We start from the raw sequence: 12,815 nt of genomic DNA on the forward strand, positions 1-12,815 counted from the left end.
TTTCTTTACATTCTCATTTGATTTAATTTCTAACATTATATAGAAAACATATGCATAGATTCTTTTGTATTCATCCATGAATATTGTGTTCTTTAATTTGTGGATTAGAGTGCGGTTGTGAAATGAGATTCTTCAACTGTTCTCTAAAGATTTGTTAATCATATCAATAAAATTATCTTATACATAGTGAAAAGGTTGAGGCAAATATTTAACATTAAGCGCTATAAATTTAATGTTTCTATTAAATTGATATGTAAAACAATTGCTTTTGTTTAATATAAATATGTATGTGGCTAATTTTTATACTTATTCTTTATTTATAAGTTTTTAAGGATTTATTATCTTATTTTTGAATATATAAAGCCCGTGATCGTCATTGGATGGCATACAGCAGAGCTGCTATTTCCAAAAGGATTTTGTGGTATTCAATTCCCTTACACAATTGAATACCATTTAAAATCAAAAAATGAAGCGATAAATTGATCCTTTAAACCAATTTACTGTAAAAACGTTTCCGATTGATACGCAGGATTCGGGTAGTCATAAAAACCTTGACCAGTTTCCATGCCCATCTTGCCAGTATCGATCATCTCAGTTTTAATTTTGTCTGCAATTTTAAGCAGAAGTGGGTTTTTGGTTAAGTCCGCTTGTAACATAGTTACATTATAAGCTGTTGTCATGCCAATCATATCTAATGTCCCAAATGGACCTATCGTGCTGCTCTGTGTTTTCATCCATGTTTGATCGATGGTGTGGGGGGCTGCAACCTCATTTACCCAGAGGTCTAAAGCTGATACTAAATACGGAACTAACAGCGTATTAATAATATAGCCAGGCTGTTCTTTATAAATTGGCAGAGCGAGCATACCCACTGCTTTAGCAAATGCTACAACTTCATCAAATACTTTACGGTCTGTAGTTGCATGCCCCATAATTTCTGCTGTGTTATGCACCCAGATTCGATTTGCAAAATGCAATGCTAAAAACTTTTCTGGGCGTCCAGTGAATTCGGAAAATTGACTAGGTAATAATGTAGACGTATTTGAAACAAAGACTGTTTTTTCAGGTGCGACTTTGCTCAATTTTTCGTAAAAATCACGTTTAATCTCTGGATTTTCAGGAACTGCTTCAATCACTAAATCGGCATCTTTCACTGCTTCTTCTAGGTTCGCGCAATAGCTCAGATTTTTAAAGGTATTGTCCAATTGTTCTTGGGTGGCATTGATATCTTTTTTATAACATTCAGATAATTCAAAAAATTTTTCTTTGGCTTTATCAAGGATTTCATCATTGATATCGTAAACTGTGACTTTAAATCCGTGAAAAGCAGTTTGAAAAGCAATTTGATAACCGAGTACACCACTGCCAGCTACAGTTACATTCTTGAAATGCATTGTATTTTCCTTATTTTATCCTTAATGAAAAATGAATCATTTCTTTTTCACCACATTTATTCGGCGAATCTATATGTTTAATTTGCAAAATCTAATATGTGGTTAAAATGTCCATTAATCCTATTGTGTCTTTGAATTTTTATGTTAACTTGACAGAATGAGTCTATTTTTTGACTTATTGAGACAAGGATTGTTTAAATGAATCAGGCAGATTCGATCGATTGTGTGAACCCTAAAAGTGACCATGAAGACATGCTGCATAGTTCTGGTTTACGTGGTTATGTCGAGGTGATGCAACAGTTAGATATTGACCCAATGCCTTTGCTAGAAAAGCATGGTATTCAAGCTTTGCAATTACAAGATGATAATGAATGGATTTCACATTATGCGGTAATTCAACTTTTGGAAGAGAGTGCACAACAATCCAATTGTGCTGATCTTGGGTTACGAATTTCACATTATCAAGATATTAGTATTTTGGGAGTACTTGGGTCTATTCTACAAAGTGCGTCTACACTTCGTGATGTGCTTAAGTACAGTTCAGATTTACTTTTCTTGCATGGTTCAGCACCACGTTTATATTTTAATGAGCATCCAACAACAGATTTATTTGAGGATGATCGTGATATTGTGGAAGTTATTTTTGATATTCAACTGACTCAAGATACTAATCTTTTAAGTAAACGTCAGTCCATGGATCTTGGGCTTGCTGTTTGCCATCGGGTGATGCGCTACTTGAGTGGCGATCATTATCAACTCCTTAAAGTGACTTTGCCACATAGTCCTATCGCTTCTTTAAATGTCTATAAACGTTTTTTTCAAACAGAAGTGATTGCAGATCAACAACATGCAGGATTGTATTTTCATAAAAAATTATTCAATACAGCATTGGGGCGCGCAGATCATGGTTTGCGAGAAATTGTAGAGAGTTATCTTGAACGGAACTTTCGTAGCCATCAAGGTTCAATCAGTGACCGAGTTCGTCATGCGATACGTATTAACTTATCGAGTCCGAAAGCCAATAAAACGGATATTGCTTATATGTTGGCAATGCATCCAAGAAGTTTGCAACGCAAATTGCATGAAGAAGGCACAAGCTTTGAGTTAATTAAAGATAAATTGAGGCAACAATTACTTTTACAGTATCTAGCAGATTCAAAAGCTTCTATGAGTCAAATTGCATCAGTGCTGGGTTTTTCTGAACAATCTGCATTAAGTCGTGCATGTAAAAATTGGTTTGGTGTGACACCTCGGCAGTTGAGGAAAGTCAGAAATTAGCAATTCAATACTTATATTTTCTAGATAAAATTGTGTTATAAAAAAACCCGCATTGAGCGGGTTTTTAAACTGACCATAGATTGAGTCAATTCAGCTTAGTCAATCAAGCATTTTCACGTGCAATCGCTCTATAACCAATATCTTTACGGTATTGCATGCCATCAAAAGTTATTTTTTGACAAAGTTCTAAAGCTTTGGCTTGAGCTTCTCCAATACTGTCGCCAAGCGCAGTGACGCAAAGAACGCGACCACCAGCAGTGACGATTTCACCATCGGCATTGGTTGCTGTACCTGCATGGAAAACTTTGGCATCAGTCATTTTAGTATCTAAACCAAAGATAACGTCATCTTTACTTGACGTTTCAGGGTAGCCTTTAGATGCAAGTACGATTCCTACCGTTTTACGTGTATCCCATTCGGCTTCTGCAGGAAGATTTCCAGCGATACCTGCCTCAACTAAATCAACCAAAGATGATTTTAAACGCATCATAATCGGTTGAGTTTCAGGATCTCCGAAACGACAGTTGAATTCGATAACACGTGGTTGCCCTTCATCGTCAATCATTAAACCTGCATACAAAAAGCCTGTATATACATGACCATCAGCTTTCATACCATCTACTGTTGGACGCATTACTTGTTGCATGACTTTTTCAAAAACATCCGCAGTCACAACGGGAGCAGGGGAATACGCACCCATACCGCCTGTGTTTGGACCTTGGTCGCCTTCAAAGATACGTTTATGATCTTGCGAAGTTGCCATTGGCAAGATGTTGTCACCATCTATCATACAAATGAAAGAAGCTTCTTCACCTGCAAGGAATTGTTCGATGACGACACGTGAACCTGCATCGCCAAATTTGTTGCCTGCCAACATATCATCAATTGCATCAAATGCTTCTTGATTGGTCATTGCAACAATCACGCCTTTACCAGCAGCTAAACCATCTGCTTTGATTACAATCGGTGCACCATTTTTTTCAACAAAAGCTTTCGCGGCATCTACTTCGGTAAATACATCATAGAATGCTGTTGGAATGTTATGACGCTTTAAGAAGTGCTTAGCAAATGCTTTAGAACCTTCAAGTTGTGCAGCAAATTGAGTTGGTCCCCAAATTTTAAGACCCGCTTCACGGCATGCGTCGACTACACCATTGACCAGCGGAGCTTCTGGACCAACAATAATTAAATCAACCGCATTATTTTGAGCAAATTCAATAATTGCAGGATTGTTTTGAATATCTAAAGCGACATTTTTACATTTATTTTCAGTCGCAGTGCCTGCATTACCAGGCGCAACAAAAACTTGAGTTACTTTTTCATCTTGCGCGATTTTCCATGCAAGTGCATGTTCACGACCACCACTACCCAATACTAAAATGTTCATCTTCAAAAACCCTTCAGAAATAGAATCCCCCTAAATCCCCCTTTATCAAAGGGGGACTCCCTTCGTTCTATTATGATATAGAAAACCCTCCTTTAATAAAGGAGGGCTAGGGAGGATTTAAAAATTAATTAGTGACGGAAATGACGCATGCCGGTAAATACCATTGCAATACCAGCTTCATCAGCAGCAGCAATGGTTTCTTCATCACGCATTGAACCACCTGGTTGGATAATACATTTAATACCTGCTTTCGCTGCATTATCAATACCATCACGGAATGGGAAGAATGCATCAGACGCCATGACAGCACCTTCAACCACTAAGCCTGCATGTTCAGCTTTAATTGCTGCAATACGTGCTGAGTTGACGCGGCTCATTTGACCTGCACCCACACCAATTGTTTGGCGATTTTTCGCATAAACAATCGCATTAGATTTCACATATTTTGCAACTTTCCATGCAAAAATGAGATCGTCAATTTCTTGTTCAGTTGGTGCACGTTTAGTCACAACTTTAAGGTCATCTTTGGTGATCATGCCTAAATCTTGGTCTTGAACCAATAAACCACCATTGACGCGCTTATAGTCGTATTGTGCAGCACGTTCATCAATTGCTGGTAATTCACCGCAAACGAGAACACGTACATTTTTCTTCGCGCCAGTCACTTCAAGTACGCCTTCAGCAATACTTGGTGCAATGATCACTTCAACGAATTGACGGTCAACAATTGCTTGCGCAGTTGCGACATCTAATTCACGGTTAAACGCAATAATGCCACCAAAAGCAGACTCAGGATCTGTTGCATAAGCAAGATCATAAGCAACTTGAATACCATCGAGTGAAACAGCAACGCCACAAGGGTTGGCATGTTTAACAATCACACAGGCAGGTTTTGCAAATGATTTCACACATTCAAGCGCTGCATCAGTGTCCGCGATATTGTTATAAGAAAGTTCTTTTCCTTGAAGTTGCTTCGCCGTTGAAACTGAAGCTTCCGTTGCTGTGCTTTCAACATAGAACGCAGCAGATTGGTGTGGATTTTCACCATAACGTAAATCTTGTACTTTATTTAATTGCGTATTGAAAGTACGAGCAAACTTATCAGCCTGACCTTCTTCTTTACCTACGCGCGCACCTAAGTATGAAGCAATCATGCCATCGTATTGTGCAGTATGTTCAAAAGCTTTCACAGCTAAGTCAAAACGAGTTTCATAAGACAATGCTGCATTAGCTTTTAATTCGCTAATCACGGTTGCATAGTCAGATGCATTAACAACAATACCCACTGAAGCATGGTTTTTAGCTGCGGCACGAACCATAGTTGGTCCACCGATATCGATATTTTCGATTGCATCTGCCAATGAACAATTTGGTTTTGCTACAGTTGCTGCAAATGGATAAAGGTTAACCACAACTAAATCGATCGCATCGATGTTGTGTTCAGCCATAACAGCTTCGTCTAGACCACGACGAGCTAAGATACCACCATGAATTTTCGGATGTAGTGTTTTTACACGTCCATCCATCATTTCAGGAAAACCAGTGTGCTCTGAAACTTCAACTACGGATACATTGTTGTCTTTAAGCAACTTATACGTACCACCAGTAGATAAAATTTCTACCCCAAGAGCTACAAGGTTCTGGGCAAATTCAACGATCCCAGTTTTATCGGAAACAGAGATTAAAGCGCGTTTAATAGTCATGATCTTCATCAACAGTTTTTAAGTCTAGAGATTTAAACAAATAGGCAAAACGTAGGTAAAAAAAATGCCCACGCAAGTCGTGAGCATTTTATCATTTATTCACTCATTAAACCGTGAGCTTTCAACTTTTTACGTAAAGTACCGCGGTTGAGTCCTAGAATCTCAGCAGCACGAGTTTGGTTACCTCGTGTATATTCTAGAACTACAGATAAAAGAGGTTTCTCCATTTCTGCTAGCACCATGTCGTACACTTGTGATGGTTGTTCACCTTGCAATTGTGCAAAATAGTGACGAACTGCGCGATCTACGTGGATACGAAGAGCGACATCAGATTGTGCAGTAAAAATAGGAGATTTGCTATTCATGCGAGATAATCCGAAAAATCTATAATCACTTGGGTAAAGTGATCAATGTGGTCTAAAAAAAATACTGAGCTCCGTCTTAGATCCTAAAACGGTTGGCTCTAAAACAGAAACAATTAGCTTGCCACAGCTTACACAATTGAGCGAAAAATAAGCGTAACAATAGATTAATATTTGTTACGGAACGCCTCAAAACAAAAAATATCCCTGATGCGCTGAATTTATTATAAAGCACATAAACAAGATTGTATTTTTTGTGAAAAATTGCGAGGAGTTTGTGGCACAAAGCTTTCGTGGCGCACATGATACCATTGTCTAAGAAAAAATGAGCAAGAAAACTACATTTTTTTTCATTTTTTTATAGTTTTTTTCAATCTTAAGGGTGAATTACTTCTAATTGGTAATGATCAAATGTATTTCTCGATGCTGTAACAACAAATTTAAAAGGGTAAGGACTATTTTTGGGAATACGTTTAATACCAATTAAACTTTCGATCAAATATTCGTCAGGCGTTATGATATAAGTCGTCACCACATTATCATGTGATTTAAGGAGTACTTTGATGAACGGCAATTCTAAACTTTTAGAATAATCGTTAGTCAACTGTCCTGTGAATTGGGTTTGCTGATTATCGATGGCTTTTACTTTTAGATTACTAATAACAATGTGCTTATAGCGTTGATCAGCAGTATCACAACGTAAAATCGAACATGTTTGGGTAAATATACGATTAATTAAAGGATAGCGGTCAGTCAGACTTGGATTAAACCATACGATTTGAAAAAGCAAGATGATGAGTAGAGCGAGATTAATCAGTCCCCAAGACGTATAGTAAAGTTTGCTTTTAGAATTGCTGGATTGATTATTGGCATGATCAATGATGCCTTGAGCTAAATTTAAACTCGGAATGCTATGAAGTGGTTCGTTATTAAAATAATTAAGATTGTTTAAGTAGGTTCTTAGGTCAATATTTGAGTTTTCTATTTTACGATCAAAAATATCTAAAAAATGTGTTTCTGCACCGTGGTCATGGTTTGGGGTATTGACGATCTGCGGTGTCTGTTCAATTAGCTGTGGTTTAACGTTTTGAGTCTTTTCTATGGCGTTGGGGTTTAGTAGATGTAATAAAGCGTTAAAGTTAGTTGAACATTTTGGACAACAAACCATACCCTGAGCAACAGTTAGTTGCGTAACTGATACTTTATAAATCGTTTCACAGTTTGGGCAGCGGGTTTGTTTGTCAGTCATAAAAACTTATTTTCGCAGATTAATACATATGACGTGATCCTGAAATTCGATACCAATTTTCATCACGTTTTTCCACTTCCATTATATCAAAGAATTCAGAATAAACATTAGAAACATCAGTAACTTGCTCTTCAATTATACCTGCGAGTGCGAACTTACCCTCAGATTTAATTAAAGTTGAGAATTCAGCCGCAAGCGCCATGAGAGGGCCTGCAAGTATGTTTGCAACAAATACATCTGCCTTTTGGTCCGCAAGCACTTTATTGAACTCTTCAGGAAGTCCAACATAGAGTTGATTGAGCACACCATTCAATTCAGCATTTTGTTTTGTTGCTAAAACAGCTTGCGGGTCGATATCTGTGGCATAAACTTTTCGAGCGCCTAAAAGAAGTGCAGCTACACCTAAAATGCCTGAACCACAACCGTAATCGATGACAATTTTATCTTTAACATCGACCTTGCCTAACCATTGTAAGCATAGAAATGTTGAAGCATGGTTACCTGTACCAAATGCTAAACCCGGATCAAGTTTAATATTGACGGCATCTGCTTCTGGCGCTTCCATCCATTCAGGTACAATCCAGTATTTTTCAGCAATTTGGATTGGCTCATAGGCATCCATCCAAGTGCGTTCCCATGCTTGGTCTTCAAGAAACTCACTGCGTATTGGTGCTTCTGGCATTTGGGTACGAATAAATGTTTCTAAAGCTTCAACATCAATTTGCTCGTCATCTTCTTGTGCATAGATGCCCGTAACAATGACTTTATTCCAAAGTGGTGTTTCACCTGGAAGTGGTTCAAGCAAGTCTTGGTTTTCAGCATCATTGAGTGTCACGCTTACAGCGCCAAGTGAGCTTAATAATGTTTCTGTAAAATCAACTTGAGCTTGTTCAACAGTAATATGAATTTGTAACCACTTCACGGTAAAGACCTAATGTATTTTCTTAAAAAAAGCTATTGTAGCCGAAAGTCTAAAGTCACGCCTTATGAAAATAAAAATGGATGGCTAAACCATCCATTTAGAAACAATTTATTTAGCATTATGTACGGGTGTTGGCTGTGTTTTCTACATTTAGTTGATTGCTTGCTAAACGAGAAATTAGCATGCCAAAAATAGCTGCAAAGATGTACATGAAAATAGAATAAACTGCGGCAGGCATCGCTACAGTACTATTCGCAATAACGGTCAGTGCGATTGTCATTGCAAGTGTACTGTTATGGATGCCAATTTCAAAAGCACATGCACGTGCTTGGGCACTATTAATTCCAAGCAGTCTTGGCACAAAATAACCAATTACTAAGCTGCAAATACAGAAGATGACCGTCGCTAAACCGACCTGCGCTAAATATTCCAAAATATGAGCACGCTCTTTGGCAATCGCGCCAATAATAATCAGGACTAAAAAAGCAACAGAGAAAATGCGTAGGGGCTTATTCAGTTTCTGGGTTAAAGAGGGCGCATAGTGTCGAATCAGCATACCCACACATACAGGAACCAAAATAATCGCAAAAACCTGTACGATTTTACCAAATTGCATACTGATCTGTTGGCCATCATTCATAAAATGCTGAATCGCGAAATTTACAATTAGCGGTAAAGTAAAAGCGGCAATAATAGAATTAATGGCCGTGAGGGTAATATTGAGCGCAATATCACCTTTAAATAAATAGCTAAATAAATTTGCGGTACTGCCACCTGGTGAAGCGGCTAATAGCATTAAACCGACTGCAAGAAGGGGAGGCAAGGCAAGGACTTTACAGATAATAAAGGCGATTCCAACCAAAACAACCAATTGACAAAATAAAGCAATCAGTACAGCTTTGGGATGTTTTGAAACACGTGCAAAATCTTTTGGGGTTAACTCTAAGCCTAAACCCATCATAATAATGGCCAGCGCTAGTGGTAACATTATGGTGATTATTCCAGAATCCATTTTTTATACACTCCATGTCATTGTTTTTTTAATATCTATTTTCTTTGAGTGTAATTGATAATTTTTATTTTTAAAATATATTTTTTCTTATTTAAAATGAATAGTTTGTATCTGAATTTTGGTCTTTTAATATTCAGTGATAAATAGATTAGACACTAAAAAAGTGGCTGACATTATCATCAACCACTTTAAGTTTTCTAGATTCATCTATTATTTCAATCATGTTGAAATAGGCTTTTTATACCTAATAATAGTTGAATATTATAGTTACTGAATTATTGCGCTTGGATAGGCGCTTCAGTAGGTTGTGCTGAACTTGGTTGTTCAATTGCTTGAGGTGCTTCATTGACAGGAGCTGTCATCGTTTCAGCAGCTGGTGCTGATTCCATTGTTGCGGTATTTGTCGTTGCTTCTGCACTCGGTGCATTCATCGCGCTTGCTCCAGCAGGTGGTGCAGGGAACGTGAATTGCAATTTACCGTCTGCATTTGGTTCACAAGTACCATTAAAAGTAACGCCTTTGTTGGCGTATACCACCCAGTCACCTTGTTTCTTCTTGCTACAAATTTGAATCTGTTTCTTCACTTCTGCCTTGCTGGCATTTTCCTCTGCTGCATGAGCGAATGAAAAAGTCACAAAACTAAGTAAAGTTGTTGCAATCACTTTAGACATCGTATTTTTCATGATGATATTCCTTTTATTAAAAAGTGTGAATTCAATAGCTAAAAAGAGATTGAATAATTGCCAGTTCGGTATTTATCCTAGAGAAGTTTTTGATTAAATTAAATTTCATTTATGGAGGAATCGTGCAACAAAGTGTCAAGTTGTGTAAGATGTATTGTTATCCTGTATAAATAAAATTTGTAAAACGAGCTAAAATAAAAAGTAAAATTTTGCTATAATTTCCTGTCATTTTATTTATCTCTCAATTATCACTATGCATTATCCTAAAGTTTACGATGTCATTGTTATTGGTGGCGGTCACGCAGGTACGGAAGCGGCGTTGGCTGCGGCACGTATGGGTCGACAGACTTTACTCCTAACTCATAACATTGAGACTTTAGGGCAGATGAGCTGTAACCCAGCAATTGGTGGTATTGGAAAATCACATCTTGTTCGTGAGATTGATGCACTAGGCGGCGCAATGGCTTTGGCTGCCGATAAAGGCGGGATTCAATTCCGTATTTTGAACTCACGTAAAGGTGCTGCTGTTCGTGCTACACGTGCTCAGGCTGATCGTATTCGTTTTAAAGCTGCAATTCGTCATACACTAGAAAATCAAGCCAATTTGGATATTTTCCAACAGTCAGCAGATGACTTGATCGTTGAAGGCGATACCGTTAAAGGTGTGGTTACTCAAATGGGTATCCGCTTTGACGCAAAAACGATTGTACTCACTACAGGTACATTCCTTGGCGGTGTGATCCATGTCGGTTTAAATAATTCTTCTGGGGGGCGTGCAGGTGATCCACCTTCAATTTCATTGGCAGCTCGTCTTCGTGAATTGAATTTGCCAGTAGGTCGTTTAAAAACGGGTACACCACCGCGTATTGATGCTCGTTCAGTTGATTTCTCAGTGATGACACCACAGCCTGGTGATTTCCCATCTCCAACCATGTCGTTCATGGGTGATGCGTCTATGCATCCTGAGCAAGTAAATTGTTATATCACACATACCAATGAACGTACCCATGACATCATTCGTGGCGGTTTAGATCGTTCACCGATGTACACTGGTGTGATTGAAGGTGTGGGGCCACGTTACTGCCCATCGATTGAAGATAAAATTCATAAATTTGCAGATAAAAACTCACATCAAGTCTTCTTAGAGCCAGAAGGTTTGGATACACATGAACTGTATCCAAATGGTATTTCAACGTCATTACCATTTGATGTTCAATTTGAATTGGTTCGTTCAATTCGTGGTATGGAAAATGCGCATATTCTTCGCCCAGGGTATGCGATTGAATATGACTATTTCAATCCTCAAGCATTGAAGTTCTCTTTAGAAACCAAAGCGATCAACAATTTGTATTTTGCTGGTCAAATTAACGGTACGACGGGTTATGAAGAGGCTGGTGCGCAGGGGTTACTTGCAGGTCTAAATGCTGCTCGCCGTGCGTGGGATCAAGAGCAATGGACACCAAAACGTGATGAAGCGTATATGGGCGTTTTGGTTGATGACTTGATTACTTTAGGTACCAAAGAGCCATACCGTATGTTTACTTCACGTGCGGAATACCGTTTGATGCTACGTGAAGACAATGCGGATCAGCGTTTAACAGCGATTGGCCGTGAAATGGGCTTGGTTGATGATGCACGTTGGGCTAACTATTGTGAAAAAATGGAAGCAGTAGAGAAAGAAACTGGTCGTTTACAGCATCTTTGGGCTGCGCCAAATAATCCATTGGGTAAAAAATTCGTTGAAATGACTGGCGATGATCTTTCTAAAGAAACCAATGCGATTGATTTGCTCAAACGTCCGAACATTAATTTTGCCCAAATTGCTGAATTAACGAGCTCAGAAGTTTCCGCTTTTGTTGGTGAGCAAATTGAAATTGCGGTGAAATATGCAGGTTATATCAACCGTCAGCAAGAAGATGTGGCTCAAATGAAGCGTTTGGAAGAAACACGCATTCCTGCTGATTTTGATTATGATGTTGTTTCAGGTTTATCTCGTGAAATTACCTTGAAATTAAAAGATGTACGTCCTGAAACTTTGGCACAAGCAGGTCGTATTCCAGGTGTAACACCTGCAGCAGTTCAATTGGTGATGATTACGATTCGTAAGAATAATCAAGCCAAAAAATCTGCTTAAGTTTTTTAAAGTTCGAAAAACCCGCTGAGAGCGGGTTTTTTTAATGCAGTTTTTGTAATTTATTAGAGCGCCTTAATTTACATTATTTAATTTAAAATGCATAATCAGTCTCAATGTTAAATATAAATAATAAATTATGTCTCAAAATATCTATTCAGCCCTCGAACGCATAGGACTCAACGCGCAAAATCGTGCCATACACCTACAACTCAGTAACCAAAGCCTAAGCCAAAAAATTTATCTACAACACATCGAAGGCACACATCGTCTCAATACAGGCATACAACTACAACTCATCTGCCTATCGACCGATGACCAAATCCCTTTAAAACAATTCATAGCTAGCCAAGCCGCTATCGACATCGTCACAGATCGCTCAGAACTAACACGCATTTCAGGCATTGTGACCCAAGCCGAAATTGGCGCAAGTGATGGCGCACTCACCATCTATCGCCTCACGGTTGAAGACCCAACCGCACTATGGAAACACAGACGAAACTCACGCGTGTTTATGAATAAAACTGCGATCGAAGTCATCCAAATCCTCTTTAAAGAATGGCAAGCACACAGCCCCTTATTCGCCGCCAGCCTGAGCTTGGACCTAAGTGGACTCAGCAAAGACTACGCGGTACGTCCGTTTATTATGCAATATAATGAACGAGATACAACCTTTATTCAACGTTTGCTTTCT

General features: G+C 38.5%; 10 protein-coding genes and 1 pseudogene. 3 read left to right on the forward strand and 8 right to left on the reverse strand.

What is annotated here, in order from left to right; all coding sequences use genetic code 11:
- Positions 1-497: 497 nt before the first annotated feature.
- The gene (locus tag D7V20_RS11465) at positions 498-1,394 is read right to left on the reverse strand and encodes a 3-hydroxyacyl-CoA dehydrogenase (RefSeq protein ID WP_120384418.1); all 897 of its coding nucleotides are present in this window, start codon (positions 1,392-1,394) and stop codon (positions 498-500) included.
- Between the two features lie 198 nt (positions 1,395-1,592).
- Here D7V20_RS11465 and D7V20_RS11470 point away from each other — a divergent pair, with 198 nt between their 5' ends.
- Complete coding sequence (locus D7V20_RS11470; RefSeq protein WP_120384419.1) at positions 1,593-2,672, forward strand: AraC family transcriptional regulator; 1,080 nt, start codon at positions 1,593-1,595, stop codon at positions 2,670-2,672.
- A gap of 103 nt (positions 2,673-2,775) precedes the next feature.
- Here D7V20_RS11470 and purD read toward each other — a convergent pair whose 3' ends face one another.
- From purD to D7V20_RS20130, 7 genes and pseudogenes are all read right to left on the reverse strand, one after another.
- The gene (gene purD / locus D7V20_RS11475; protein ID WP_120384420.1) at positions 2,776-4,059 is read right to left on the reverse strand and encodes a phosphoribosylamine--glycine ligase; all 1,284 of its coding nucleotides are present in this window, start codon (positions 4,057-4,059) and stop codon (positions 2,776-2,778) included.
- 128 nt (positions 4,060-4,187) lie between these two features.
- On the reverse strand, positions 4,188-5,762 hold the full coding sequence (purH, locus tag D7V20_RS11480) for a bifunctional phosphoribosylaminoimidazolecarboxamide formyltransferase/IMP cyclohydrolase (RefSeq protein WP_120384421.1): 1,575 nt from the start codon (positions 5,760-5,762) through the stop codon (positions 4,188-4,190).
- A gap of 95 nt (positions 5,763-5,857) precedes the next feature.
- Positions 5,858-6,127 carry a DNA-binding transcriptional regulator Fis gene (fis, locus tag D7V20_RS11485; protein WP_001086304.1) on the reverse strand — a complete coding sequence of 90 codons (270 nt, stop codon included), beginning with the start codon at positions 6,125-6,127 and terminating at the stop codon, positions 5,858-5,860.
- Between the two features lie 373 nt (positions 6,128-6,500).
- Entirely contained in the window at positions 6,501-7,373 is an 873-nt protein-coding gene (locus tag D7V20_RS11490; RefSeq protein WP_120384422.1) for a DUF3426 domain-containing protein, read from the reverse strand.
- Positions 7,374-7,392: 19 nt separating this feature from the next.
- A complete protein-coding gene (gene prmA, locus D7V20_RS11495) occupies positions 7,393-8,295 on the reverse strand; it encodes a 50S ribosomal protein L11 methyltransferase (RefSeq protein WP_120384423.1) in 903 nt (300 codons plus the stop codon).
- 118 nt (positions 8,296-8,413) lie between these two features.
- Positions 8,414-9,307 (reverse strand): bile acid:sodium symporter family protein, encoded by an 894-nt coding sequence (locus D7V20_RS11500; protein WP_120384424.1) that lies wholly within the window; start codon positions 9,305-9,307, stop codon positions 8,414-8,416.
- A gap of 449 nt (positions 9,308-9,756) precedes the next feature.
- A pseudogene (locus D7V20_RS20130) lies at positions 9,757-9,990 on the reverse strand (hypothetical protein); the annotation flags it as partial.
- 253 nt (positions 9,991-10,243) lie between these two features.
- Here D7V20_RS20130 and mnmG point away from each other — a divergent pair.
- Positions 10,244-12,124 (forward strand): tRNA uridine-5-carboxymethylaminomethyl(34) synthesis enzyme MnmG, encoded by a 1,881-nt coding sequence (mnmG, locus tag D7V20_RS11510; protein ID WP_120384426.1) that lies wholly within the window; start codon positions 10,244-10,246, stop codon positions 12,122-12,124.
- Positions 12,125-12,260: 136 nt separating this feature from the next.
- Positions 12,261-12,815, forward strand: a 555-nt coding sequence (locus D7V20_RS11515) for a phage late control D family protein (RefSeq protein ID WP_215624534.1), incomplete at its 3' end; no start/stop codon positions are given.

The sequence above is a fragment of the Acinetobacter rongchengensis genome (genome assembly GCF_003611475.1).
Lineage (GTDB): Bacteria > Pseudomonadota > Gammaproteobacteria > Pseudomonadales > Moraxellaceae > Acinetobacter > Acinetobacter rongchengensis.

What these genes read in the sequence shown, in the direction of transcription:
- D7V20_RS11490 (WP_120384422.1), bottom strand. Translation starts at nt 7,373, where the DNA reads ATGACTGACAAACAAACCCGCTGCCCAAACTGTGAAACGATTTATAAA.
- D7V20_RS11500 (WP_120384424.1), bottom strand. Translation starts at nt 9,307, where the DNA reads ATGGATTCTGGAATAATCACCATAATGTTACCACTAGCGCTGGCCATT.
- fis (WP_001086304.1), bottom strand. Translation starts at nt 6,127, where the DNA reads ATGAATAGCAAATCTCCTATTTTTACTGCACAATCTGATGTCGCTCTT.
- purD (WP_120384420.1), bottom strand. Translation starts at nt 4,059, where the DNA reads ATGAACATTTTAGTATTGGGTAGTGGTGGTCGTGAACATGCACTTGCA.
- D7V20_RS11465 (WP_120384418.1), bottom strand. Translation starts at nt 1,394, where the DNA reads ATGCATTTCAAGAATGTAACTGTAGCTGGCAGTGGTGTACTCGGTTAT.
- mnmG (WP_120384426.1), top strand. Translation starts at nt 10,244, where the DNA reads ATGCATTATCCTAAAGTTTACGATGTCATTGTTATTGGTGGCGGTCAC.
- purH (WP_120384421.1), bottom strand. Translation starts at nt 5,762, where the DNA reads ATGACTATTAAACGCGCTTTAATCTCTGTTTCCGATAAAACTGGGATC.
- D7V20_RS11470 (WP_120384419.1), top strand. Translation starts at nt 1,593, where the DNA reads ATGAATCAGGCAGATTCGATCGATTGTGTGAACCCTAAAAGTGACCAT.